This is a genomic window from Mesorhizobium sp. M8A.F.Ca.ET.208.01.1.1 (assembly GCF_004791315.1).
Taxonomy (GTDB): Bacteria; Pseudomonadota; Alphaproteobacteria; order Rhizobiales; family Rhizobiaceae; genus Mesorhizobium.
Genome location: NZ_SRUT01000001.1, coordinates 1,620,019 through 1,645,141, shown reverse-complemented (window position 1 = coordinate 1,645,141; position 25,123 = coordinate 1,620,019). Strand labels below are relative to the sequence as shown.

Annotated in this window: 20 protein-coding genes; 9 read left to right on the top strand and 11 right to left on the bottom strand. The window is 63.5% G+C overall.

The annotated features are described in order from the left end of the window. Positions 1-12 precede the first annotated feature (12 nt). A complete protein-coding gene (locus tag EN851_RS08470; RefSeq protein WP_135919815.1) occupies positions 13-549 on the top strand; it encodes a DinB family protein in 537 nt (178 codons plus the stop codon). An 18-nt stretch (positions 550-567) separates the two neighbouring features. Here EN851_RS08470 and EN851_RS08465 read toward each other — a convergent pair whose 3' ends face one another. From EN851_RS08465 to hppD, 3 genes are all read right to left on the bottom strand, one after another. After that, positions 568-945, bottom strand: coding sequence for a type II toxin-antitoxin system VapC family toxin (locus EN851_RS08465; protein ID WP_135919818.1), 378 nt, complete (start codon positions 943-945; stop codon positions 568-570). After that, entirely contained in the window at positions 942-1,166 is a 225-nt protein-coding gene (locus EN851_RS08460; RefSeq protein ID WP_023780515.1) for a type II toxin-antitoxin system prevent-host-death family antitoxin, read from the bottom strand. The genes EN851_RS08465 and EN851_RS08460 overlap by 4 nt, the downstream gene beginning before the upstream one ends. Positions 1,167-1,238: 72 nt before the next feature. Continuing rightward, positions 1,239-2,351, bottom strand: coding sequence for a 4-hydroxyphenylpyruvate dioxygenase (gene hppD / locus EN851_RS08455; protein ID WP_135928976.1), 1,113 nt, complete (start codon positions 2,349-2,351; stop codon positions 1,239-1,241). 137 nt (positions 2,352-2,488) lie between these two features. Here hppD and EN851_RS08450 point away from each other — a divergent pair, with 137 nt between their 5' ends. Continuing rightward, entirely contained in the window at positions 2,489-2,956 is a 468-nt protein-coding gene (locus EN851_RS08450; protein ID WP_135928975.1) for an Lrp/AsnC family transcriptional regulator, read from the top strand. Here the strand turns inward: EN851_RS08450 and EN851_RS08445 are convergent. From EN851_RS08445 to aztA, 6 genes are all read right to left on the bottom strand, one after another. Then, positions 2,953-3,291 carry a TIGR01244 family sulfur transferase gene (locus EN851_RS08445; protein ID WP_135863951.1) on the bottom strand — a complete coding sequence of 113 codons (339 nt, stop codon included), beginning with the start codon at positions 3,289-3,291 and terminating at the stop codon, positions 2,953-2,955. The genes EN851_RS08450 and EN851_RS08445 overlap by 4 nt on opposite strands. A 67-nt stretch (positions 3,292-3,358) precedes the next feature. Continuing rightward, a complete protein-coding gene (locus EN851_RS08440; protein ID WP_127279827.1) occupies positions 3,359-3,796 on the bottom strand; it encodes a DUF6691 family protein in 438 nt (145 codons plus the stop codon). 2 nt (positions 3,797-3,798) lie between these two features. Beyond that, positions 3,799-4,221, bottom strand: coding sequence for a YeeE/YedE family protein (locus tag EN851_RS08435; protein WP_127279828.1), 423 nt, complete (start codon positions 4,219-4,221; stop codon positions 3,799-3,801). Positions 4,222-4,374: 153 nt separating this feature from the next. Continuing rightward, positions 4,375-5,316: a zinc ABC transporter substrate-binding protein AztC gene (aztC, locus tag EN851_RS08430; RefSeq protein ID WP_135883625.1), complete on the bottom strand. Its 942-nt coding sequence runs from the start codon at positions 5,314-5,316 to the stop codon at positions 4,375-4,377. A 26-nt stretch (positions 5,317-5,342) separates the two neighbouring features. Then, positions 5,343-6,218, bottom strand: coding sequence for a zinc ABC transporter permease AztB (gene aztB, locus EN851_RS08425; RefSeq protein ID WP_127279830.1), 876 nt, complete (start codon positions 6,216-6,218; stop codon positions 5,343-5,345). Then, positions 6,218-7,030, bottom strand: a complete 813-nt coding sequence (gene aztA / locus EN851_RS08420) for a zinc ABC transporter ATP-binding protein AztA (protein ID WP_127869669.1) — start codon at positions 7,028-7,030, stop codon at positions 6,218-6,220. Before aztA ends, aztB begins: the two co-directional genes overlap by 1 nt. Before the next feature lie 227 nt (positions 7,031-7,257). Between aztA and EN851_RS08415 the strand changes: the two genes are divergently transcribed. Continuing rightward, positions 7,258-7,602, top strand: a complete 345-nt coding sequence (locus tag EN851_RS08415; RefSeq protein ID WP_127281273.1) for a RidA family protein — start codon at positions 7,258-7,260, stop codon at positions 7,600-7,602. A gap of 260 nt (positions 7,603-7,862) precedes the next feature. Here the strand turns inward: EN851_RS08415 and hutC are convergent, their stop codons facing one another. Next, on the bottom strand, positions 7,863-8,609 hold the full coding sequence (gene hutC / locus EN851_RS08410; protein WP_127869668.1) for a histidine utilization repressor: 747 nt from the start codon (positions 8,607-8,609) through the stop codon (positions 7,863-7,865). A gap of 10 nt (positions 8,610-8,619) precedes the next feature. Next, the gene (locus EN851_RS08405) at positions 8,620-9,975 is read right to left on the bottom strand and encodes a formimidoylglutamate deiminase (RefSeq protein ID WP_135928974.1); all 1,356 of its coding nucleotides are present in this window, start codon (positions 9,973-9,975) and stop codon (positions 8,620-8,622) included. 97 nt (positions 9,976-10,072) lie between these two features. Between EN851_RS08405 and hutI the strand changes: the two genes are divergently transcribed. The 6 genes from hutI (at position 10,073) to EN851_RS08375 (ending at position 24,813) form a co-directional block, all read left to right on the top strand. After that, entirely contained in the window at positions 10,073-11,305 is a 1,233-nt protein-coding gene (hutI, locus tag EN851_RS08400) for an imidazolonepropionase (RefSeq protein WP_135928973.1), read from the top strand. Next, positions 11,302-12,837: a histidine ammonia-lyase gene (gene hutH, locus EN851_RS08395; RefSeq protein WP_135928972.1), complete on the top strand. Its 1,536-nt coding sequence runs from the start codon at positions 11,302-11,304 to the stop codon at positions 12,835-12,837. Before hutI ends, hutH begins: the two co-directional genes overlap by 4 nt. Then, complete coding sequence (gene hutG / locus EN851_RS08390; protein ID WP_135928971.1) at positions 12,834-13,649, top strand: N-formylglutamate deformylase; 816 nt, start codon at positions 12,834-12,836, stop codon at positions 13,647-13,649. Before hutH ends, hutG begins: the two co-directional genes overlap by 4 nt. A gap of 28 nt (positions 13,650-13,677) precedes the next feature. Beyond that, complete coding sequence (gene hutU, locus EN851_RS08385; RefSeq protein ID WP_135883659.1) at positions 13,678-15,348, top strand: urocanate hydratase; 1,671 nt, start codon at positions 13,678-13,680, stop codon at positions 15,346-15,348. An 11-nt stretch (positions 15,349-15,359) separates the two neighbouring features. After that, the gene (locus EN851_RS08380) at positions 15,360-15,938 is read left to right on the top strand and encodes a HutD family protein (protein WP_135928970.1); all 579 of its coding nucleotides are present in this window, start codon (positions 15,360-15,362) and stop codon (positions 15,936-15,938) included. Positions 15,939-16,227: 289 nt separating this feature from the next. Further along, positions 16,228-24,813 carry a glucoamylase family protein gene (locus EN851_RS08375; RefSeq protein WP_135928969.1) on the top strand — a complete coding sequence of 2,862 codons (8,586 nt, stop codon included), beginning with the start codon at positions 16,228-16,230 and terminating at the stop codon, positions 24,811-24,813. The last annotated feature ends 310 nt before the right edge of the window (positions 24,814-25,123 follow it).

Here is a 25,123-nt window from a genome sequence, read left to right as displayed (position 1 = left end):
AGATTTTCAGCGATGAATCTTCTGGATCATCTGCGCCGCATGGCGGGCAACAATCTCTGGTCGAACGACCGGCTCTATCGCGCAGTGCTTGCTCTGAAGCCCGGCGAGTTCGAGGCTGAGCGCACCAGCTTTTTCCCGTCGGTCAAGGCCACGCTCAACCATGTGCTTGCGGTCGATTATCTCTATCTGGACTTTCTCGAAGAGGGCGGCGTCGGTGCCGCTGCCCATGATGACTTCGTGCCTTTCGACGAACCACAGGAGCTTTTTGCCGCGCAGGTCGCGGCCGACCGGCGGCTGATTGCCTTCTGCGATGGCTTGTCGGAGAGCGATCTAGATCGCCGCGTCATCACCGACCGGCGCGAGGACGGCATGATCCCGGAAAAGATCGGCAATATCCTGGCGCACGTCTTCCTGCACGACATCCACCATCGCGGCCAGGTCCACGCCATGCTGTCCGACACCTCCGTCGCGCCGCCGCAACTCGACGAGTTCCTGCTCGATTATGATGTCAGGGTTAGGCGGGACGAGGTTGAGAGGCTTCGGTTGTGAGACCAGGTCCTTCGCTAGTCATGTCACAGCCACATCATAATGGGCGAAATGCGGGTCGGATGTGAGGATGGTCAGATTTTCCACTTGCGCCTGCGCAATCAGCAGTCTGTCGAACGGATCACCATGGTGGCGAGGTAGGCCACCAACGGCGTTCGCGTGCTGTAAGGTTACGGTGAGCGGCTGAAATCGCATCCTTGGAAGCAGCGCCGGCAGATCGTCCGGCGCGTTGAGCTTTCCGATCGAACGTTTGATGGCAATTTCCCAAACGCTCGCCGCGCTCACGAACACCACCGCTTCCGAAGCCAGGATCGTGCGGTGGTGCTCGCTGAGACGTCGATCGTCCGAAATTGACCAGAGGATGATATGGGTGTCGGCGAGGAACGGGCCGACCGTCATTTTACGTACTCGTCCCATTCAGGACCGAGTTCGTCAAAATCATCCGCAATCCAGATCTTGCCCTTCAAAGCGCCGATACGCGGCAGAGGTTCGGCCACCGCCGGAGGTACAATGCGCGCCGCCACCTTGCCGTGGCGCGTAAGAACGATCTCCTCACCTGCTTCCGCGCGGCTGACAAGTTCCGACAGTTTGGCCTTGGCTTCGGCGATGGAAACATTCATGTGCTCGATCCTTTATGACTAGAATTTAGGTCATAATCGACCGAGCGGCAAGTGTTCCTGTGTTAGACCGGCCTATTCCGCCGCCTGTACCTTGATCACGCCGCGCTTGATTTGATCCTGCTCGATCGACTCGAACAAAGCGCGGAAATTGCCCTCGCCAAAGCCTTCGTCGCCCTTGCGCTGGATGAACTCGAAGAAAATTGGCCCGATTACGGTCTTCGAAAAGATCTGCAGAAGGATCTTGGTCATGCCGCCATCGACCACGCCTTCGCCGTCGATCAGGATGCCGTGCTTCTTCATCCGCTCGATCGGCTCGCCATGGCCGTTCACGCGGTCATACGACATGTCGTAATAGGTCTCGGGCGGACCGGGCATGAACTTCAGCCCGTTCTCGGCGAGCTTGTCGGTGGCGGCGTAGATCTCGTCCGTGCCAACCGCGATGTGCTGGATGCCTTCGCCATTGTACTTCTTCAGGTATTCGGCGATCTGGCTGGTCTCGTCCTTGGATTCGTTGAGCGGAATGCGGATCTTGCCGCATGGCGAGGTGATGGCGCGGCTGACCAGGCCGGTGATCTTGCCGTCGATGTCGAAGAAATGGATCTGCTTGAAGCCGAACAGATTGCGATAAAAGTCCCACCACTTGTCCATCTGGCCGCGATAGACATTGTGGGTCAGGTGGTCGAGGAAATAGAAGCCGACGCCTTGCGGCCGCGGGTCGCGCGCGCCGAGCCATTCGAACTCGGCGTCATAGGCCGAGCCTTTCTTGCCGTAGCTGTCGATGAAATAAAGCAGCGAGCCGCCGATGCCGACAATGGCAGGCACGTCGAGCGCCTTGTCGTCGCCTTCATAAGGCGTGGCGCCCTTGGAGACGGCATGCTCGAAAGCATGTTTGGCATCGACCACCCGCCAGGCCATCGAGGCAGCACAAGGGCCATGCTTGTCGGCGAACTTCATCGCGTGCGAGCCGGGCTCGGCATTGACGACATAGTTGATGTCGCCCTGCCGCCAGACGGTGATGTCCTTGGTGCGATGCCTGGCCACCGCCACATAGCCCATGCGAGTGAAGAGCTCGGCCAGCTTCTGCGGCTCGGGATGCGCGAATTCGACGAACTCGAACCCATCGGTGCCGGCAGGGTTGTCCCTGCTGATCGTGGCGGGCGGGGCGTCGTGCGGGAAGGGACCCATGATATTCCTCCGGAAGCTGCTGGGCCTGAAAAGGCCATCTGGCGCCATCATAGCGCGGAGCCGGTGCATGGTGCTTGCATTCAAACGCTTGAAATGATCATCTCATGCGTGAAGTGTGCATGTTGTGGGGAAAAACCATGGATGAGACGCACATTGATCATTTTGACCGCAAGATAATGGCACTGTTGCAGGGCGATGCGCGGCTCACCAACAACGATCTCTCGGAGCGTGTGAACCTGTCGGCGTCGCAATGCTCGCGCCGTCGCCAGCGGCTGGAGGAAGACGGCTATATCAAGGGTTATCGGGCCGTGCTCGACCGCGACATGCTCGGCTTCTCACTGGTCAACGTCATCTCGGTGACCCTTGCCACCCACAACCGTGACAACGCGCGGCGCTTCGGCGAATTGGTGGCGCGACTGCCGGAAGTGCAGGAGGCGCATGCGCTGACCGGCGAGATGGATTATATCCTGAAGGTGGTGACGCCCGACCTCAAATCATTGTCCGAGTTCGTCAACGGCGTGCTCCTGCCGCATGAATCCGTGCAGCATGTGAAGACGGCGATCGTGCTGGAGACGCTGAAGGAGACCGGCGCGCTGCCGATCTAACCCTTCGACTGCTGGATCAGCCCATACAGATTGGTGCATCGGGCGCCGGAGCGGCAATAGGCGAACACCGGGCCCTCGAGCTCATCCAGCGCCTCGGCCTGGTCTTCGACATTCTCTTGCGTGATCTGGCCGCTGATGACCGGGATGTAGCGGAAGGCGAGACCGGCGGCTTCAACCGTGGCTTTGAGCGTGTCCGCCGAAGGCTGGCCGGGCTGTTCGTCATCCGGCCGGTTGCAGATGACGCTCTTGAAGCCGGCTTCCTTGATGGCGGCGACGTCTTCGGGCTGGATCTGGCCCGAGACCGAATAGTCTTCGCTGATTTCGCGGTATTCCATGACGATGTCCTCGCAATCTGATTTGGCAGGAGTTTTGCCACTCCCTGACGTGGCCGGCAACCAATTCCTATGCCGTGGCCGGCTGAGCGATGCGCGCCCGGGCAAAACGCGCCACGACGATGCCTGCGATCACCGAAGCGACGAAGATCGGCGTCTGTGAATAGCCGAGGCCCAGCGCCGGAATGGCGCCGCCCGGACAGAAGCCGGCAATGCCCCATCCGATACCGAACACGGCGGCGCCGCCAACCAATTCCAGATCGATAACGCGCTTCGTCGGCAGCGCAAACTCGGTTTCGAACACCGGGGCCTTGTACCGGCCGAACACCAGTCGGTAACCGATAAAGGCGACAGCCAAGCCGCCGCCCATGACGAAGATCAGGCTGGGGTCCCAGGTGCCAGCAATGTCGAAGAAATTCAGCACCTTGGCCGGATTTATCATACCGGAAACAGCGATGCCGAGGCCGAAAATCCCGCCGATCAGGAATGCCGAAACGAGCCTGTTCATGGTTAGCCCCCGACGACGTGGCGGATGATGAAGACGGTGATTAATGCGGTGACCATGAAGGTCGCGACGGCGGCCATCGAGCGTGGCGACAGGCGCGCAATGCCGCAAATGCCATGCCCGCTCGGACAGCCACCGCCGAAATGCACGCCGATGCCGACCACGAAGCCACCGACAACGAGGGACAGCGTTGGCAGCGGCACGCTGAAGGCAATATGTCCGCCAACAGTCCGATAGAGGAGCGGCGCCACGACTGCGCCAATGAGAAACGCGGCTCGCCAGCCCCAATCCGGGGCAAGCGGCGGAATGACCCCTGTTAGGATACCGGTCATCCCGGCAATCCGTCCATGCAACGCCATCAGGAGCACCGCCGACAGGCCGATGAGGGCACCGCCGAGCAGCGACTGGAAGGGCGTGAAATCTGTCATGGCAGTGCCGGCCTCAATCTGCGCTTCATGCGCGTCCCGCGCGGATCGACATCATAGCGCAGATGGACGTTGCCAGCGAAGATTCTGACTCGGATTGCCCAGAGGGGAATGAAAAAAGGCGGAGACTGGCTCCGCCTTTCGAGAACGCTCTTCTCAGCTGCCGAGAATGGCGCCTTTGATCTGGCGGATGTTGTTGTGCATCATGTCGATGTAGGTCGAGCCGGGGCCATCGGGCTGCGACAGCGCATCCGAATAGAGCGTGCCGCCCACCTTGATGCCGGTCTCGCTGGCAATCTGTTCGATCAGGCGCGGATTGGTGATGTTCTCGACGAAGATCGCCGACGCCTTGTCCTGCTTCACCTGCTCGACCAGTTTGGCGACATCGGCGGCCGACGGCTCGGAATCGGTCGAGATGCCTTGCGGGGCAAGGAAAGTCAGGCCGTATTCATGCTCGAAATAGCCGAAGGCGTCATGCGAGGTGATGACGACGCGCTTTGCCTCGGGGATCGACTGGATCGCCGCCTTCACTTCGCCTTCCAGCGCATCGAGCTTCTTGGTGTAGGCGGCGGCGTTGGTCTGGTAGGAGACGCAACCTTCGGAATCGGCCGCGCAGAAGGCTTCGGCAATGTTCTTCACATAGATCCTGGCGTTGGCGATCGACTGGAAGGCATGCGGATCGGTGACGGTCTTGCCGCCGCCGGTGCCGGCACCCTCTGCCGCGTCGGCGTCGGCGAATTCAGGTTTGAAGTCGATCGGCGTCACGCCCTTGGTCAAGGTGATGATGGAGGCCTTGGTGGCGCTGGCATCGACCAGCCGCTGCAGGAAACCTTCGAAATGCAGGCCGTTGACCAGAACGATGTCGGCCTTGGCCATGGCCACCGCGTCGGCGGGGCTCGGCTCATAGACATGGGCATCGCCGTCCGGCCCGACAATGGTGGTGATGTCGACGCGGTCGCCGCCGACATTTTTGGCGAAATCCGCTATGACCGTGAAGCTGGCGACCACTTTCAGCGGCTCGGCGAAGGCCGATGAAGCTCCAAAGGCTGTTAATGTTATAACGCTCATCGCCAGGGCGGCGCAGAGTGATTTCAGCATGGTTGGGTCTCCTTTGGGGCGGGGGATCAGGCCGTTCTGTGACGGTGATGGACGATGCGGGCGCGCAGAATGCCGCGCGTGCCAAACAGGATAGAGGCGAAATAGACGACGCCGGCCGACAGGATGATGGCCGGGCCTGACGGCAACGACGCATGATAGGACAGGAGCAGCCCGGCAATGCAGGAGGCAAAGCCGATCAGCACGGCCAGCGCGCACATCGGCTCGACGCGCGCCGTCCAGAAGCGCGCCGCTGCCGCCGGCAGCATCATCAATCCGACTGAAAGTAAGGTACCGAGCGCCTGGAAACCGCCGACGAGGTTGAGGACGACGAGACCGAGGAAAATGAAATGCACCGGGCTGCCCATGCGGCTGACCGAACGCAGGAACAGCGGGTCCAGGCATTCCGCGACCAGCGCCCGCCAGAAGACGGCAAGGCTGACCAGCGTCACCGCGACGATGCCGCCGATCAGCGTCAATGCCTCGTTGTTGAGTGCCAGCACCGTGCCGAACAGCACATGCATGAGGTCGACGCTGGAGCCGCGGATCGACACCATCAGCACGCCGATGGCGAGCGAAATCAGGTAGAAGGCCGCCATCGAGGCGTCCTCGCGCTGAATGGTGAAGCGCGAGACGGCGCCGGCGCCGAGCGCCACGATGATGCCGGCGATCAGGCCGCCAATGGTCATCGGCAGGATTTCGAGGCCGTAGAACAGGAAGCCGGCGGCCGCCCCCGGCAGGATGGCGTGCGCCATCGCGTCGCCCGACAGGCTCATGCGCCGCAGCATCAGGAAGACGCCGATCGGGCAGGCGCCGAGCGACAGCATCAGCGAGCCGAAAAGCGCCCGCTGCATGAAACCGAAATCGGCGAATGGCGAGATAAAAAGGCCGTAGAGCGCGTCCATCAGGCAGCCCTCGGTCCGGCGCCATGGTGATGGTCGTGATCGTGGCCGTCATGATGATGATCATGATCATGAGCGTGCTCGTCAGGCTCGCACCAGGGCGCGTTCTCTTCCCAGGCTTCGTGGAAGCGGCGCGCGCGCAACAGGTTCTCCGGCTTCAATGTCTCCCGGGTCTCGCCCCAGGCTACCGGCTGGCGGGCAAGCAGCAGTGTTTCGGGAAAATTCTGGCGCACAAGATCCAGATCATGGACCACCACCATGATGGTGCGCTCTTCGCCGTGCCAGCGCTTGATCAGGGCAATGAGGTCACCGACCGTCTTGGCGTCGACCGCATTGAAGGGCTCGTCGAGCAGGATCAGGTCGGCATCCTGCAACAGCACGCGGGCAAACAGCGTGCGCTGCAACTGGCCGCCCGACAGCGTGTCGATTGGCCGCTTCTCGAAGCCGCCGAGGCCGACGGCCATCAAAGCCTGGCTGACGGCCTCGCGATCTTCCTGGGTGTAGCGGCCAAGCATGCCGCGCTTCGGCCACAGGCCGAGCGAGACCAGGTCGACGACGCGGGCGGGAAAGGAGCGATCAAGCTCCGATTGCTGCGGCAGGTAGGCCGCCCGCACGCCCGGCGCGCGGATAACCTCGCCGGCCATCGGCTTCAACACCCCAACGATACCTTTCATCAGCGTCGACTTGCCGGAACCATTGGCGCCGACCACGGCCGTCAGCGAACCCTTGCGGATCGCGCCATTGAGATGGTGGATCGCCGGGTGGCTGTTGTAGCCCAGCGTCAGGTCACGGAATGTCAGGCAGGTCTGGGTCATATCGTTCCGTTGGCCAAACGCGGCTGCAGGCAGGCGGCTTGGATATGTGATGTTATTACATTAGTCAACAAGCCAATCCGGCGGAATTGCGACGCGGTGGTCAACTCGCCGTGTACGCGCCTGGCCCTGGATGGAGCGATTGGCTCAAACGGTTTCGGTTCAGGCGGCCTTGCTCGAAGCGGACGGCGACTCTAAAGAGGCGCGACCACAACGGAAGGAACCTCGCAATGAGCATTCGTCGCATCGATGTTGGCCCGCGCATGAGCCAGATCGTCATCCACGGCAACACAGTCTATCTGGCCGGCCAGGTCGGCGAACCCGGCGGCAACGTCGCCTCGCAGACCCGCGACATCCTTGCGACCATCGATGGGTTGTTGGCCAAGGCCGGCACCGACAAGACCAAGATCGTCCAGGCGATCATCTGGCTGGCCGACATGGGGACCTTCGCCGAGATGAATTCCGAATGGGACAAGTGGGTACCGCAGGGCCACACGCCCGCCCGCGCCACCGGCGAGGCAAAGCTTGCCGGCCCCGAATATCTGGTCGAGATCATTATTACGGCTGCGATTTAAGCCGACAGTGCAGCTGCCGATCTCCCCCTCGTGGGGGAGATGCCCGGCAGGGCAGAGGGAGGCGCTGTCCCTCCAGCCCACCGATGTTCGTCATCCTCGGGCTTGACCCGAGGATCCATGCCGTGACCTTTGTCGAGGAACGCGGCGGTGCAGAATTCTGTAAACATTGCAAAGCTTTAGCGTCACGGCATGGATCCTAGGGTCTGCGCGCGTCACTTCGTTCCTTGCTTCGCCCTAGGATGACGAAAGCGAGGGCGCACTCACCCCTGCGACGGCGTGAACCTTGCCACCAGCGTGTGGCTTTCCGCCGGATAGATGAAGCGCACATGCGTCACTGGATGCTCGGCGCTCCATGTTCGCCGCTCGACCACCAGGCACGGCGCGCCGGTATCGATGTCGAGTGAATCGGCGATCGTATCGTCGGCGGCCATGGCGCGGATGCGGTGCTCGGCTTCGCTCCAGGGCACGCGGCCGATCAGCCACGGCCCCGCCGCGATTTCGAGGAACGCCTCGTCCGCTGCCTCGGCCACCGCTGACAGGTTGATCAGCCGCTGCTCGAGAGCGAAAGGCCGTTCGCCGGCAAAATGCAGCCCTTCAAGCCCCAGGACCGAGCCGGCGGCCGAGAGCCCAAGCAGCGCCCTGTCTCCGGCATTGCTGCGCCGCTGCACGCGTTCCAGCCGCTCGTAGCGATAGGGAAGGCCCAGCGCCTCGACCTCGATCCTGATGTCGTGCAGTTCCAGCACCGCCGCTTGCGATTGCGGCTGGCGCACGAAACTGCCCGAGCGGCGGCGCCGCTCGATCAGCCCTGCCTTGGCGAGTTGCGACAGCGCCTTGTTCACCGTCATGCGTGAGCAATCATACTCGGCGGTCAGTTCATGCTCGAACGGAATGCGATGGCCTGGCGGCCATGCGCCCGACAGGATCTTCTCCCTGATGTCCGACAGGATGCGCTGATGCAGCGAGATGTTCTCGCCGCTCTCGATATCCTCTGTCACGACAAGGCTCATCGGCTTGCCTTCAGCTTCGGGAAAGCGCGGTCATCACCTGGCGGAACCGCTCGGCGATCTCCTCGCGCTTCGCATGCCTGCCGCCGCTGACCTGCTTTTGCCCGTGCACCCAGACGCAATCCACTTTGCCGCCATTGGCGAAGATCCACGCATCCAGGATCGCATCGCCCGTCTTGCCCGCCAGCGAGGGATTGCGGGCGTCGAGCGAGACGAGATCGGCGGATGAACCAGGCGCGATTTGCGATGCGCCGGCGCCAAGCGCGACGCTGCCGCCTTCGATCGCTGCGTCGAACAGCGCGCGGCCCGTCGAGCCGCCGGCTACCGCAAGCACATTGCGGGCGCGATGCGCGAGGCGCTGCGAATATTCGAGCTGGCGCAATTCGTCGGGCAGGCCGATCAGCACGTTGGAATCGGAGCCGACACCGAAGCGGCCACCATGTTCCCTGAACAACGGCGCGGCAAAGGTTCCGTCGCCGAGATTGGCCTCGGTGATCGGGCAAAGGCCGGCGATGGCGCCGCTTTTGGCCATGCCGATGGTTTCGGCGTCCGTCATATGGGTGGCGTGGATCAGGCACCAGCGCTGATCGACATCGGCAGCCCCAAGCAGAAATTCGACCGGACGCGCGCCGGACCAGGCCAGGCAGTCCTCGACTTCCCTGACCTGCTCGGCGACATGGATGTGGATCGGCCCGTCTGGCGCCATGGCGGCAACCGCCGTGAGTTCGTCTGGCGTCGCGGCGCGTAGACTGTGCGGGGCGACGCCGACGACAGCTTGATTCAACGCGCGAACCGATTCGCGGCTTTTCTCAACAAGCCGGGCGAACTCGTCCACTTCGTTGACGAATCGCCTCTGGCCCTCGTTTGGCGCGGCACCACCGAAGGAGGAATGCGCGTAAAACACCGGCAGCAGCGTCAGGCCGATACCCGTTTCGCCGGCCGCGGCAGCGATGCGCTCGGCCATCTCGGCAGGGTTGGCGTAAGGTTTTCCGTCGCGGTCATGATGGAGATAGTGAAACTCGCCGACACGGGAAAACCCGGCCTCCAGCATTTCGACATAGAGCTGCGCCGCCACCGCCTCGACCTGGTCTGGAGTCATCGACAACGCGAAGCGGTACATCACCTCGCGCCAGCTCCAGAAACTGTCGGCGGAGGGGCCGCGCAACTCGGCAAGCCCGGCCATGCCGCGCTGGAACGCGTGGCTGTGCAGATTGGGCATGCCCGGCAGGAGAATGGCATGGCGCTCGTCACCTGCCGACGCGGTGCCCCCCGGCTCCACGGCGGTAATGCGCCCGTTGGCGAAAGTGATACGCACATTGTCGTTCCAGCCATTGGGGAGAAGCGCCTGTTCCGCAAAGATATAGGTCACTTTCTCTCCACTTCCCGGTCTCGCATGCGATGATGGCACTTGCAGTGCGTTTCAATATGTATATACATAATCGCCACCGATTGAAACGGAAAAGATGATGGCTGTAGAGAGCAAAAGCCGGGCAGGGGGGCTTCGCCTGTGGCGCAATGCGCGCCTGGCGACCATGGCCGAGAATTCTGCCGATCTTGGTATCGTCGAGCATGGTGCGCTGGCCGCGCGTGATGGCCGCATTGTCTATGCCGGTCCGGAATCCGAGATGCCCTCGGGGCTTGCCCAAGGCGAGATCATCGATTGCGAAGACCGCTGGATCACACCCGGCCTGATCGACTGCCACACCCATCTCGTCCATGCCGGCAACCGTGCCAACGAATTCGAGATGCGGCTGGCCGGCGCCTCCTATGAGGAAGTCGCCAGGGCAGGCGGCGGCATCGTCTCGTCGGTCAAATCCTTGCGTGCCGCCAGCGAGAGCGACCTGGTCGCCCAGACGCTGCCGCGCCTCGATGCGCTGATGGCGGAAGGCGTCACCACCGTAGAAATAAAGTCGGGCTATGGACTCGATCTCGAAAACGAGAAGAAATCGCTGCGCGCTGCGCGACAGCTGGGCAATGAACGCCCGGTGACGGTCCGCACCACATGTCTCGCAGCCCATGCGCTGCCGCCCGAAGCCAAGGGCGACAAGGACGCTTTCATCGATCTCGTCGCCGAAACGATTCTTCCCGGCGTCGCCGCAGAAGGCTTGGCCGATGCCGTCGACGGGTTCTGTGAAGGCATTGCCTTTTCGCCCGAGCAGATAGCGCGGGTCTTCGATGTCGCCAAGGCGGCTGGCTTGCCCGTCAAACTCCACGCCGACCAGTTGTCCAACCTGCACGGCGCTGAACTTGCCGCCCGCTATGGTGCGCTTTCGGCCGACCATCTCGAATACACCGACGAGGCGGGCGCCATGGCGATGGCCAAGGCGGGGACCGTGGCGACGATCCTGCCCGGCGCCTATTACTTCATCCGCGAGACCAAGAAGCCGCCGATTAGCCTCTTCCGCCAGCACGGCGTGAAAATGGCGGTCGCCACCGACAACAATCCCGGCACCTCACCGCTGACCTCGTTGCTTCTGACCATGAACATGGCGGCGACCCTGTTCGGCATGACGGTCGACGAATGCCTTGCCGGCGTCACCCGCGAGGCCGCGCGTGCGCTGGGCCTGCTCGACGAGGCCGGCACGCTGGAAGCCGGAAAATCCGCCGACCTGGCGATCTGGGACATCGAGCGCCCCGCCGAACTCGTCTACCGCATGGGCTTCAACCCGCTGCATGCACGCATCTGGAGAGGACAATGACCGAACTGACCTTGAAGCCCGGCAATGCCACGCTGGCCGACTGGCGCGCCATCTACCGTGGCGCCGTGCCCAAACTGGACGACGCCTGCCGGCCAAAGATCAAGGCAAGCGCCGAGGCCGTTGCCAGGATCGTTGCCAAGGGCGAGCCGGTCTATGGCATCAACACCGGCTTCGGCAAGCTGGCCAGTGTGCGCATCCCGGCCGAAGATCTCGAGACCCTGCAGCGCAACATCGTTCTGTCGCATGCCGCGGGCGTCGGCGAGCCGATGCCAGTCGCCGTTGCCCGGCTGATGATGGCGCTGAAACTTGCAAGCCTCGCGCAGGGTGCGTCCGGCGTGCGCTCGCAAACCATCGAGTTGCTTGAAGCGATGCTCGTCAACGACGTCATCCCGGTGGTGCCGGCGCAAGGCTCGGTCGGCGCCTCCGGCGACCTTGCCCCGCTGTCGCACATGACGGCGGTGATGATCGGTGTCGGCGAATGCTTTACCCCGCATGGCCGTTTTCCGGCCAAGGTCGCCTTCGTCTCGCACGGGCTGGAGCCCGTGACATTGGGCGCCAAGGAAGGTCTGGCGCTGCTCAATGGCACGCAGTTTTCGACGGCCTATGCGCTGGCCGCTCTGTTCGAGGCCGAAGTGCTCTACCAGTCGGCGCTTGTCGCCGGCGCGCTCTCGACCGACGCGGCAAAGGGTTCCGACGCACCCTTCGATCCTCGCATTCATCTGTTGAGAAAGCATCGCGGCCAGATCGAGACCGCGGATGCGCTACGCAATTTGATGGCCGGCAGCGCCATCCGCGAGTCGCACCGGGTCGGCGACGAGCGTGTGCAGGATCCCTATTGCTTGCGTTGCCAGCCGCAAGTCATGGGCGCGGCGATCGATGTCCTGCGCAAGGCCGCCGATACGCTCGAAACCGAGGCCAATGGCGTCACCGACAATCCGCTGATCTTCGCCGAGGACGACACGGCACTCTCCGGTGGCAATTTCCACGCCGAGCCGGTCGCTTTCGCCGCCGACATGATCGCGCTGGCCGTCTGCGAGATCGGCTCGCTGTCGGAACGCCGCATCGCCATGCTGGTCGACCCCGCGCTGTCGGGCATGCCCGCCTTCCTGACGCCCAAGCCCGGCCTCAACTCCGGCTTCATGATCCCGCAGGTGACGGCGGCGGCACTCGTTTCGGAAAACAAGCAGAAAGCCTATCCCGCAAGCGTCGATTCCATCCCGACCTCGGCCAATCAGGAAGACCACGTCTCGATGGCCGCGCATGGCGCGCGCCGGCTGATCGGCATGGTCGAGAATGCGACTGCGGTGATCGGAATCGAATTGCTGGCCGCCGCCCAAGGCTGCGATTTCCATCAGCCGCTGGCCTCGAGCGCAGCGCTCGAAGCCGTGCGCAAGCTGGTTCGCGCCGAGGTGCCGCATCTCGACAATGACCGGCACTTCCACCCCGACATGGAAAAGGCGATCGCCATGGTGCGCAGCGGCGCGGCCGTGGAGGCGGCAGGCGCGGTGGCGCTGCCGGGGATTGCGCGATGACACCTTCCTGGCTGACAATAAAACAAGGCACGGCACCGCTGCTTGTGTCGATCCCACACACCGGCATCGACCTCGCCGGCCTCGAAAACCGGCTGGTGTCGCCATGGCTCGGTCGTCGCGATTGCGACTGGTGGATCGACAATCTCTATGATTTCGCCGCCGGTCTCGGCGCCACGGTCGTGCACACCGCGATCTCGCGCACCGTCATCGACGTCAACCGCGATCCTTCCGGCGCCTCGCTCTACCCCGGTCAGGCAACCACCGGCCTATGCCCGACCGAAACCTTCGACGGCGATCCGCTCTATCGCGACGGCGAAGAGCCGGGCCCGTCTGAGATCGACGAGCGCCGCGAGAAGTTCTTTGCACCCTATCACGCCGCCTTGCGGGCCGAGATCGACAGGTTGCGCGCCTTGCATGGCAAGATTGTCCTCTACGACTGCCATTCGATCCGCTCGGTGCTGCCACGGCTGTTCCAGGGCAGACTGCCGGTGTTCAATCTCGGCACGAATGACGGCAAGAGCGCCGATCCGATGCTGCAGGCGACGGTCAGCCAGATCATGGCCGAAACCGGCGAAACCTTTGTCGTCAACGGCCGCTTCAAGGGCGGGTGGATCACGCGCCATTTCAGTCAGCCTCTTCAGGGCGTGCATGCGCTGCAGATGGAACTCTCCAACCGCGGCTATATGCGCGAGCCCGAAGGGAAGGGCACGCCGGACAATTGGCCGGTACCCTACGATGCGGCGTTCGCCGCGCCGATCCGTGCCACGCTGACGCAGATTCTCCAAACCGCCATTGACTGGGCCGGGCGCTGACGCGCCGCCTCATCCGAAAGGGACAATGATGAACAACCCTCGCCACAATATCCGCGAAGTGCGCGCGCCGCGCGGTGACAAGCTCAACGCCCGGTATTGGACGACCGAGGCGCCGCTGCGCATGCTGATGAACAATCTCGACCCTGATGTCGCCGAGAATCCCAACGAACTGGTCGTCTATGGCGGCATCGGCCGGGCGGCGCGCACCTGGAACGATTTCGATCAAATCGTTGCGTCGCTGAAGACGCTTGGCCAGGACGAGACGCTGCTGGTGCAGTCCGGCAAGCCGGTCGGTGTGTTTCGCACCCACCCGGACGCGCCGCGCGTGCTGATCGCCAACTCCAACCTGGTACCGCACTGGGCGACCTGGGAGAAATTCAACGAGCTCGATAAGAAGGGCCTGATGATGTACGGCCAGATGACGGCCGGCTCCTGGATCTATATCGGCACGCAAGGCATCGTGCAGGGCACCTACGAAACCTTCGTCGAGGCCGGCCGCCAGCATTATGGCGGCAATCTCAAGGGGAAATGGATCCTGACCGGCGGCCTTGGCGGCATGGGCGGCGCCCAGCCATTGGCTGCCGTCATGGCCGGCGCCTGCTGTCTGGCAATCGAATGCAATCCCGATTCGATCGATTTCCGCCTGCGCACCCGCTATGTCGACGAGAAGGCCGAGACGCTCGACGAGGCCATGGAAATGATCGAGCGCTGGACTAAGGCCGGCGAGGCGAAGTCCGTCGGCCTGCTTGGCAACGCCGCCGAGATCGTGCCCGAAATGTTCAAGCGCGGCATCCGCCCTGATATGGTCACCGACCAGACCTCGGCGCACGACCCCATCAATGGCTATCTGCCGAAGGGCTGGACGATGGCCGAGTGGCGCGAAAAGCGTGTCAGCGACCCCAAGGCGGTCGAGAAGGCGGCCCGCGCCTCCATGCGCGAGCATGTCGAGGCGATGGTGGCGTTCTGGAACGCCGGCGTGCCGACGCTCGACTACGGCAACAACATCCGTCAGGTCGCCAAGGACGAAGGTTTCGAGAACGCCTTTGCCTTCCCCGGTTTCGTGCCGGCCTACATCCGTCCGCTCTTTTGCCGCGGTATCGGCCCGTTCCGTTGGGCTGCACTCTCCGGCGATCCGGAGGATATCTACAAGACCGACGCCAAGGTACGCGAACTTACTCCCGGCAACACCCATCTGCACAATTGGCTCGACATGGCGCGCGAGCGCATTTCCTTCCAGGGCCTGCCGGCGCGCATCTGCTGGGTCGGTCTCGGCGACCGGCACAGGCTGGGTCTTGCCTTCAACGAGATGGTGGCCAAGGGCGAGCTCAAGGCGCCCGTCGTCATCGGCCGCGATCACCTCGATTCGGGTTCGGTCGCTTCGCCAAATCGCGAGACGGAATCGATGAAGGACGGTTCCGACGCGGTCTCCGACTGGCCGCTGCTCAACGCGCTGCTCAACACAGCTTCGGGCGCCACCTGGGTGTCGCTGCACCATGGCGGCGGCGTCGGCATGGGCTTCTCCCAGCATGCCGGCATGGTCATCGTCGCCGACGGCACGCCTGACGCGGCAAGACGTCTGGAGCGCGTTCTGTGGAACGACCCGGCGACCGGCGTCATGCGCCACGCCGACGCCGGCTATGACATCGCCATCGAATGCGCCAAGGAGCACCAGCTCAACCTGCCCGGCATTCTCGGGTAGCGGCTGACGTGATGCGCATCCTGCGCGCCGCCGATTACCCCGTCATGCCGTGGAAGAACGGCGGCGGCACGACGACCGAGATCGCCGTCTCGCCCGATGGCGCCGGGCTCGACGATTTCGACTGGCGCGTCTCGATGGCCCGGGTCGAAGGCAGCGGGCCGTTCTCCAGTTTTGCCGGCATCGACCGCACCCTGTCGGTGCTGGAAGGCGAGGGGATCGTGCTTGATGTCGCGGGCCGTCCGCCGGAGCGGATGACAGCGGCTTCCCAGCCATTTTCCTTTCCGGCCGACCAGCCGACGCGTGCCGCGCTGATCGCCGGCCCGATCACCGATCTCAACGTCATGACCCGCCGCGGCCACATGTTGCATCAGGTCGAGCGTCTGGCGATTTCGACGCCCGTGGAAATTGCGACCGAGGCCGGTCCCACCCTCATCCTTTGTCACAGGGGCCATGCCATTTTCCCCGGCGCCGCGCCCATTCGTCTCGGGCCGCTCGACGCCCTGCTGCTCGGACCTGATGCCTCTGTCTTGCGGGTTCAGCCCGCACCGGATGCGATCCTTTTCGTGATCCGGATAATCGCTGCCGCCTGACGCGTTTGGCGCCAACGGTTACCGCCTGTTTCCAAACATGATCGCGACGCCGGCGAAATATAGCGTAAGCTGGCGGTGGCATCACGAAAAAGCCCGAATCCTCCCCGTCGATCGGTCTTGACGGGAGCGAGGGGCGCTCGTCTTTGAGTTTGCTCGAAAGGTGACGCCCTGTCGTGGTGCGGAAACAAACTTTCGGCATAGGGGTTGATGCAACCGATTGCATTTGAACCGGTTTTAGGGCCATTGCCGTGGCGGTGATGCCGCTGAGTGCCCGCTTACGGAATTTTCAATGAATATTCAGACGAACCCAGCCCAGATCGAGAAGACAAGCGCGAGCTTCCCAGCCATCACGGAAGAGCCGATAAGATCGACATTCCTGCCGGAGGAACGGCTCCGGCTGCTCGGCGAAAGCCTGGCCAAGGGCGATCTGACGGACCTGTTCGGACTGATACCATTCGACTTCCAGGCCCGCATCCGTGACAGCGCCAAGAAGATCCTCGAAGTCTACCGGTCGACCAACGCCGCGCAGGCGAGGGGCGAAACCATCACGCCGGCCGCGCAATGGCTGCTCGACAACAACTACCTGATCGAGGAAACCATTTTCCAGGTCAAACGCGACCTGCCGCGCCGCTTCTACCGGCAATTGCCGACGTTGAAACTGCCCGACGGCGGCACCGTGCCGCGCGCATTGGCGCTGGCCTGGACCTATGTCGCGCATTCGGACAGTTCCGTCTCGGCGACCATGTTCAAGTCCATCGTCCAGGGTTTTCAGTCGGTCGAGCCGCTGAAGATCGGCGAACTCTGGGCCCTGCCGTCACTGCTGCGCTTCGTGCTGATCGAGAACCTCCGCCGCCTGGCGGTCAGGGTCAACCGCACCCGTCAGATGCGCCAGATCGCCAACGACGTGGCCGACAAGGTGCTTGCGACCGACGACAATCCGGATCGGCAGGCAATTCTCGCCAACTTCAGCGCGCATGCGCAGGACACCACCTTCGCCACTCAGCTTCTCTATCGCCTGCGTGACGGATCGCAGAACGCCGGCAAGGCGCTGGAGTGGCTGGAAGGCGAACTCGAAAAGACCGGCTCGGATGCAGAGGAAATCATCATTTCCGAGCACCAGACGCTGTCCAGCGGCAATGTGACCACCGGCAACATCGTGCGCGGTCTGCGCCTCATCAACGACGTCGACTGGACGGTGTGGTTCGAAGGCGTCAGCCGCATCGATACCGTGCTGCGCGAGCGCACCGATTTCGCCGCGCTCGACTTCTTCTCGCGCGATCAGTACCGCACCGCGATCGAGGAACTGGCACGCCGCTCGAACCTGTCGGAGTACCGTGTCGCCGAAAAAGCCATCGAACTGGCCGGTCACGCCGCCGGTGAAACCGTCGCGGAGGGCGTTGAAGGGGTGGATGCCCAGGCAGCATCCGCTCATACCGACGTCGGTTTCTATCTCGTTGGCCCGCGCCGGCTGGAGCTGGAAAAGGCGATCGAGTACCGGCCTACGGTCAGCCAGACGGTCAAGCGGACCTTCGCCAAGACGGGCTGGCTTGGCATCGTGCTCCCCGTCTTCGCGCTGACCGCCCTGCTGCTCGTCCTGTCCGGCAACGCCCTTTCCAATCTCGGCCTGTCGGTGCCGTCGATCGTGCTGATGCTGGCTCTGTTTGCCGTGCCGGCCAGCGAAGGCGCGCTCGCTTTCTTCAACACCGTGGTCTCGCTGTTCCTCAAGCCGACTCGCCTGATCGGTTACGACTACAGGCACGGCGTGCCGCCCGAGGCGCGCACCCTGGTGGTCGTGCCGTCGCTGATCGGCTCGCGTGACGATGTCGAGGAAAACATCCGCAACATCGAAGTGCACTATCTTGCCAATCTGGCGGACGAGATCCATTTCGCGCTGCTTTCGGATTGGCCCGACAGCAAGATCGAGATCGATGCGGCGGACACTGAGATTCTCGACTTCGCCCGCGCCGAAATCGCTCGCCTCAACGCACGCTATCCCTCCGAAGGCGCCCCGCGCTTCTATATCCTGCACCGCCGCCGGCTCTACAATGCGGCTCAAGGGTGCTGGATGGGCTGGGAACGCAAGCGCGGCAAGCTGCACGAGCTCGACCTCTTGCTGCGCGGCGACAGCGATACCACCTTCCTGCCGCTCGAAGTGCCGCTGCCGGAAAAAGTCGTCCATGTGATGACGCTCGACGCCGATACCCGCACCACCCGCGATGCCGTATCGAGCCTTGTCGGCAAGCTTTGCCATCCGCTCAACCGCCCGCATTTCGACGCCACCAGGCGTGTCGTAACCGCCGGCTACACCATCCTGCAGCCGCGTATCACCGCTTCACTCACCAGCGGCGACGAAGCCTCGTTCTTCCAGCGCGTGTTCTCGGCCAATCGCGGCCTTGATCCTTACGTCTTCGCTGTTTCGGACCTCTATCAGGACGTCTTCAGCGACGGGTCCTTCACCGGCAAGGGCCTCTATCATGTCGATGCCTTCGAGGCCGCCTTGCAGGGCCGCATCGAGGAAAACACCATCCTCAGCCACGATCTGCTCGAAGGCGCTCTGGCGCGCGCCGCACTCGTCACCGACGTCGAACTGGTCGAGGACTACCCGACCCGCTACTCGGTCGACGCCTCGCGCCACCATCGCTGGGCGCGCGGCGACTGGCAACTTTTGGGATACATCTTCAACCCCCGTTCCGGCGTTCCGGCCTTGTCGCGCTGGAAGATGGTCGACAATCTGCGCCGCTCGCTGACGCCGATCTTCTGGGTGATGGCGGCCATCGCCGGCTGGACCTTGCTGCCCTTCACGCAGGCCGCGCAGTGGCAGGCCTTGCTGATCCTCAGCCTGTTCATGGCGCCGACCTTCGACGTGGTCAACGCCATCCTGCCCAAGAGCGGCGACCAGACGCCGCGCGGCCATTTCTCGGCGCTGGCGCGCGACGTCGCCTTCGGCACCGCCATGGTGGCACTGAAGATCGTGCTGATGGCACACAACGCCTGGATGATGGGCGACGCCATCGTGCGCACGCTCTACCGGCTGTTCGTCAGCCGGCAGAACCTCCTGGAATGGCGCACCGCCTCGCAGGCGCACAAGGCGGGCGACAACGACGTCGGCTCCTATTACGGCATGATGTATGGCGCCGTGATCATCGGCTTTGTCGGCCTCGCCATTCCGGTGCTGGCCGATTCCACCGGTGCCTTCGTCGCCTTCTTCTTTGCCTTGTTCTGGATCGGCTCGCCGGCGATCGCCAGCTGGATCAGCCGCTCCGCCGAAACCGAGGACCGGCTGCGTATATCGCAGGCCGATATTCACACCCTGCGCACCGTGGCGCGGCGCACCTGGCATTATTTCGAGAGCTTCGTGACGGCCGAACATCACAATCTGCCGCCGGACAATTTCCAGGAGAGCCCCGCGCCCGTCGTGGCGCCCCGCACCTCGCCGACCAATGTCGGCGTCTACCTGCTCTCGGTCGTCTCGGCGCGCGATTTCGGCTGGATCAGCCTGTCCGATGCCATCACCCGCATCGATGCCACCATGACGACCATCGAGAGCATGCCGCGCAGCCGCGGCCATCTCTTCAACTGGTACGACACCACGACCCTGAAGCCGCTCTACCCGCTCTATATCTCGGCTGTCGACAGCGGCAATCTCGCCGGTCACCTGGTGGCGGTGGCGGCGGCCTGCGCCGAATGGGCGGAAGCCCCTTCCGTCCACCTGCAGGGTGATTTCGAAGGCATTCTCGACACCGTGACCATCCTGAGCGAAAGCCTAGATGAATTGCCTGACGATCGCCGTCAGTTGCGCCCATTGCGCCAACGCCTCGTCGATCGCCTCGACGGCATGCGGCGCGCCGTCGACACGATCAAGGCACAACCGGAAATGGCCTCGATCCGCACCATCAACCTGGCGGTGCTGGCCGGTGAAATCCGCAAGCTCGCCACCGCCATTCACACCGAGGCCGCATCGCCGCAGAGTGACGTCATTGTCGACTGGGCGGCAAGGCTCGAAGCCACCTGCGAGGCGCACGTCCATGACGCCCACAGCGACGAAAACGCGGTCGAGGCTCTGCGTGCCAAGCTGCTCACCTTGCGCGAGCGCACCCGTCGTTTCGCCTTCGAGATGGAGTTCGCCTTCCTGATGCGGCCGGAGCGCAAGCTTTTGTCGATCGGCTACCGGGTCGAGGAACATCAGCTCGACGAAAGCTGCTACGACCTTCTCGCCTCCGAGGCGCGGCTGACCAGCCTGTTCGCCATCGCCAAGGGCGATCTGCCGACCGAGCACTGGTTCAGGCTCGGCCGCCCCATCGTCGAGATCGGCTTCCAGGGCGCGCTGATGTCGTGGTCCGGCTCGATGTTCGAGTACCTGATGCCGCCGCTGGTGATGAAGGAACCGCAAGGCTCGATCCTCAACCAGACCAGCAAGCTGATCATCAAGCGCCAGATGCAGTACGGCCGCCAGAAGAACGTGCCGTGGGGGATCTCGGAAGCAGCCTACAATGCCCGCGACCGCGAACTGACCTATCAGTACACCAATTTCGGCGTGCCGGGGCTGGGGCTGAAGCGCGGCCTTGGCCAGAACACGGTGATCGCACCTTACGCGACGATCATGGCGGCGCAGTTCAACCCGCGCGAAGCGGTGCAGAATCTGGCCCGGCTGCGCGAGATCGGCGCGCTTGGCCGCCATGGCTATTATGATGCGGTCGACTTCACCCCGCAGCGCGTGCCGGAAGGCACCAACCACGCGGTCGTGCTGAATTACTATGCCCACCATTCGGGCATGTCGATCGCCGCCGTCGCCGACGCCATTTTCGAAGGTCGCCTGCGCGATCGCTTCCACAGCGATCCAGTCATCGAATCAGCCGAACTGCTGCTGCAGGAGAGGGCGCCGCGCGACATTCCGACCGCCACCGTCCGCACCGAGGCCGACGAGCGCTCCAAGGACGAGACCGAAACCGAGAGCCCTGACACCCGCATTGTGCTCGATCCCGTGCGGGCGCTGCGTTCGACCAATGTGATGTCGAACGGCCGCTATTCGGTCATGGTGACCGCGACCGGCTCCGGCTACAGCCGCTGGGGCGATCTGTCAGTGACCCGCTGGCAGCCGGATCCGGTCGAGGACCGTCTAGGCTCATACATCTTCCTGCGTGACGTCAGCACCGGCGACTGGTGGTCGGCAACGGCGGAGCCAAGGCGCGCGCCCGAGGAAAAGACGCAGACCCTGTTTTCCGATGACAAGGCGAGCTTCGTCAAATCGGCCGGCACGCTACGCTCGGAGGTCGAATGCATCGTCGTTTCCGAAGGCAATGGCGAAGGCCGCCGCATAACGCTCTACAATGAGAGCACATCCGACCGTCACATCGAAGTGACGTCCTTTGCCGAGCTGGTTCTGGGATCGGAGGCTTCCGACAACGCGCATCCGGCCTTCTCGAAAATGTTCGTGGAAACGGAAATCGCCGCCAACAATGGCGCGATCTTCGCCACGCGACGCAAGCGCGAAACCAGCGAGCCCGATGTCGCCCTGGTGCATTTCGTCACCGATCCGTCGGGGCCGGCTCGTGATGCCGAGGCCGAGACCGACAGGCGCGCCTTCATCGGCCGTGGCCGCACCATCGTCGATGCCGCCGCCTTCGATCCAGGCGCCAGGCTGGGCGGCCATTCCGGCTTCACGCTCGATCCCATCGCCTCGCTGCGCCGTCAGGTGCGCGTGCCCGCCAACAAGAAGATATCGCTGACCTTCTGGACCGTCGTCGGGGCCAACCGCGCCGAGCTGGAGGAGGCCATAAACCGGCTCGACCATCAGGAGAGCTTTGCCCGCCAGGCCATGCTTGCCTGGACGCGCAGCCAGGTGCAGACCCGCCATATGGGCCTCAGCCTGACCGATGCGGCCAATGTGCAGAAACTGGCGCGCTATCTGATCTATCCCGATCCGTTCCTGCGGCTGCCGGCCGAGTCCATCGCTTCCGGATTGGGCAAGCAGTCGAGCCTGTGGCCGACCAGCATTTCGGGCGATTACCCGATCTTCCTGGTCAGGATCGGCGACGTCGCCGATCTGGAGATCGTTGCCCAGGCGTTGCGCTTCCAGGAATATATGCGCACCCGTGGCATGATGATCGACTTCGTCGTCGTCAACGAGCAGGCCTCGTCCTATGTCCAGGATCTGCAGCGCGCGGTCGAGACGCTGTGCGAAAACAGCCGCTTGCGCGGCAAGGAACTCGGACCCCGCCAGCACATTTTCGCGGTGCGCCGCGACCTGATGGAGGAGACCACCTACAAGACGCTGCTCGCCGTCGCCCGGGTTGTGCTGCATACGCGCAACGGCACCATCTTCGACCAGATCGAACGAGCCGAGGCGGCCGCACTGCAGGCGCGCGATGGCCTGCAGCCGGCAGGATTTCCAGGCCCGCGCGAAATTCCTGCGCCCGTACAGATGCATGCATTCGCCTCGCAGGCGGTGGCCGATGTCAGCGCCGATGGCTCCGGCCTCAGCCAGTGGAACGGTTTCGGCGGCTTCGACGGTGACGGGCGGCACTATGTGGTGCGCCTGGCTGGCCGACGCACCACGCCGCAGCCCTGGATCAATGTCGTCTCCAACGCCTCGTTCGGCTTCCATACCTCGGCCGAGGGCGCGGCCTTCACCTGGAGCCGCAACAGCCGTGACTACCAGTTGACGCCGTGGTCGAACGACCCGGTCTCCAACCGACCGGGCGAGGGCATCTATATCTACGACCAGGCCAGCGGCAGGGCGTTCTCGCCGATCGCCGCGGTGGTGCGCGATCCCTCGATGACCTACGAAGCCTGGCACGGCCAGGGCTTCTCGACCTTCCGCTCGAAGCGCGGACCGTTGTCGATGGACTTGACGCACGTCGTCGATCCCATCGATCCGGTGAAGATCACGCGGCTGCGCATCCAGAATTCCGGCCCGGTACCTGCCCGGCTGCGCGTCTATGCCTATGCCGAATGGGTTCTTGGCGGGCATCGGTCGCGCACCGCGGCAACCATAGTGCCATCCCGTGACGGTGCCACTGGCGCGCTGCTCGCGCAAAATCCCTACGGGCTCGATTTCAGCGAGCGCGTGGCCTTCCTCGCCGCCGACACCGGTGTCCACTCGGTGACGACTGACCGGGCCGAGTTCCTCGGCCGGCACGGGTCCAGCGAGTTGCCGCAGGCAGTGCTGAGCGGTTCGGCCCTGTCGGGTCGCGTCGAAGCCGGAGATGATCCTTGCGCGGCGATCGCCCGCGACATCGAAATCCCCGCTGGTGGCGACGTCACGCTGATCTGGCTGCTCGGCGACGCCGAGTCTCCGGCGCAGGCGAGCGCGCTGGTGCAGAAGCACCGGGGCAAGGATTTCGACCAGCGCCTGGCCGACAATGAGCGCGAATGGCGCGCCTTCCTCGACACCATCCAGGTCGAGACGCCGGACAAGGCACTCGATGCCATGGTCAATCACTGGCTGCCCTATCAGAGCCTTGCCTGCCGCATCCGCGCCCGCTCGGCCTTCTATCAGGCAAGCGGCGCCTTCGGCTTCCGCGACCAGTTGCAGGACACACTCGCCCTGCTGGCGCATGATCCGACGCTGGCGCGCGACCAGATCCTCAATGCCGCGCGGCGGCAGTTCCCGGAAGGCGACGTGCAACATTGGTGGCTGCCGCGCACCGGCGCCGGCGTACGCACCCTGATCTCCGACGACGTGGTGTGGCTCGCCCACGCCACGGCCCGCTATCTCATGGTGACCGGCGACGCCACAATCCTGAAGGAGCAACTGCCCTTCCTCGACGGACAGGCGCTGGGTGAAGGCGAGCACGACGCCTTCTTCACTCCGGAAATCTCGAAGAAGACGGTGTCGCTCTACGATCACTGCGCGCGTGCGCTCGACCTTGCCATCAAGCGCAGCAGTCCAGCCGGCCTGCCGTTGATCCTCGGCGGCGACTGGAACGACGGCATGAACCGTGTCGGCGAGCATGGCAAGGGCGAGAGCGTGTGGCTGGGCTGGTTCCTGCTGAAGACGCTGGGCGACTTCGCCGCGGTCGCCAAGACCGAGGGCGACACCAAGCGCGCGCAGGCCTGGGCAAAGCATGCCGAAGCCCTGAAGCGGGCACTCGAAAGCACGGCATGGGACGGCGAATGGTACCGGCGCGGCAGCTTTGACGACGGCACGCCTTTGGGATCACGCACATCGCAGGAGTGCAAGATCGACTCCATTGCTCAGTCCTGGAGCGTGCTTTCGGGCGAGGGCGACCCGGCGCGGTCGACCACGGCGATGCAGCAGGCGACGAGGCTGCTCGTCGACGATCATCTCAAGATCGTAAAGCTGTTCACGCCACCCTTCTCGAAGACGGACAAGGATCCCGGCTACATCAAGAGCTACCCGCCTGGCGTGCGCGAGAATGGCGGCCAGTACACTCACGCCGCCACCTGGTTCGTCATTGCATTGGCGGAGATGGGACAGACCGATGAAGCCTATCGCTGCTTCTCGATGCTGAACCCGGTCAACCACGCCTTCGACGAGGCCTCGACCGAGCATTACCGCGTCGAACCCTATGTGGTGGCGGCCGACATCTATGCCGGGGACGACAAGGGAGGGCGCGGCGGCTGGACCTGGTACACCGGCTCGGCGGGCTGGCTTTACCGGGCCGCGGTCGAAGGCATCCTGGGCATCGAACGGCGTGGCAAGCAGATCACGTTCCGGCCGAAGCTGCCCAGTCATTGGGAGGGCTATCAGGCTTCACTCAAGATGCTGGGCGCCGAGATCAAGGTGCAGGTCATTCGCGACAAAAAGACCAAGACGATCTCGCTCGAAGTCAATGGTTCGAAGACAAAATCGGCGTCCTTTGAGCCCAAGGCCGGTGGCCAGACCGAGGTCGTGGTCAAGATACCGGCGTAAAATCAACAGGTTGGATCACCGGATCGCGCGTCCTTCGGGACGCGCGAAGCAGCGCCTCGTTACTTGCGCGTGATCCGTGGCGGCGCCGGCTGGGCGCCTTGAAACCGGGCCTCTTCAGCCTGCCGTGATTAAAAATGTGGCAGTGCTCGGCTACTGCCATGATTTTGCCGCAAGGCTGACATTTCACCTTTTATCTCAAACTGTTAGGTGATCACGTCAGATTTCGTATCGTCGTCATCTTTTGTTCGCTAAATGGGAACGGAAGCGATAGACGGGCATTGTTTTGCGACGCATCAACCGTTACGTGTCA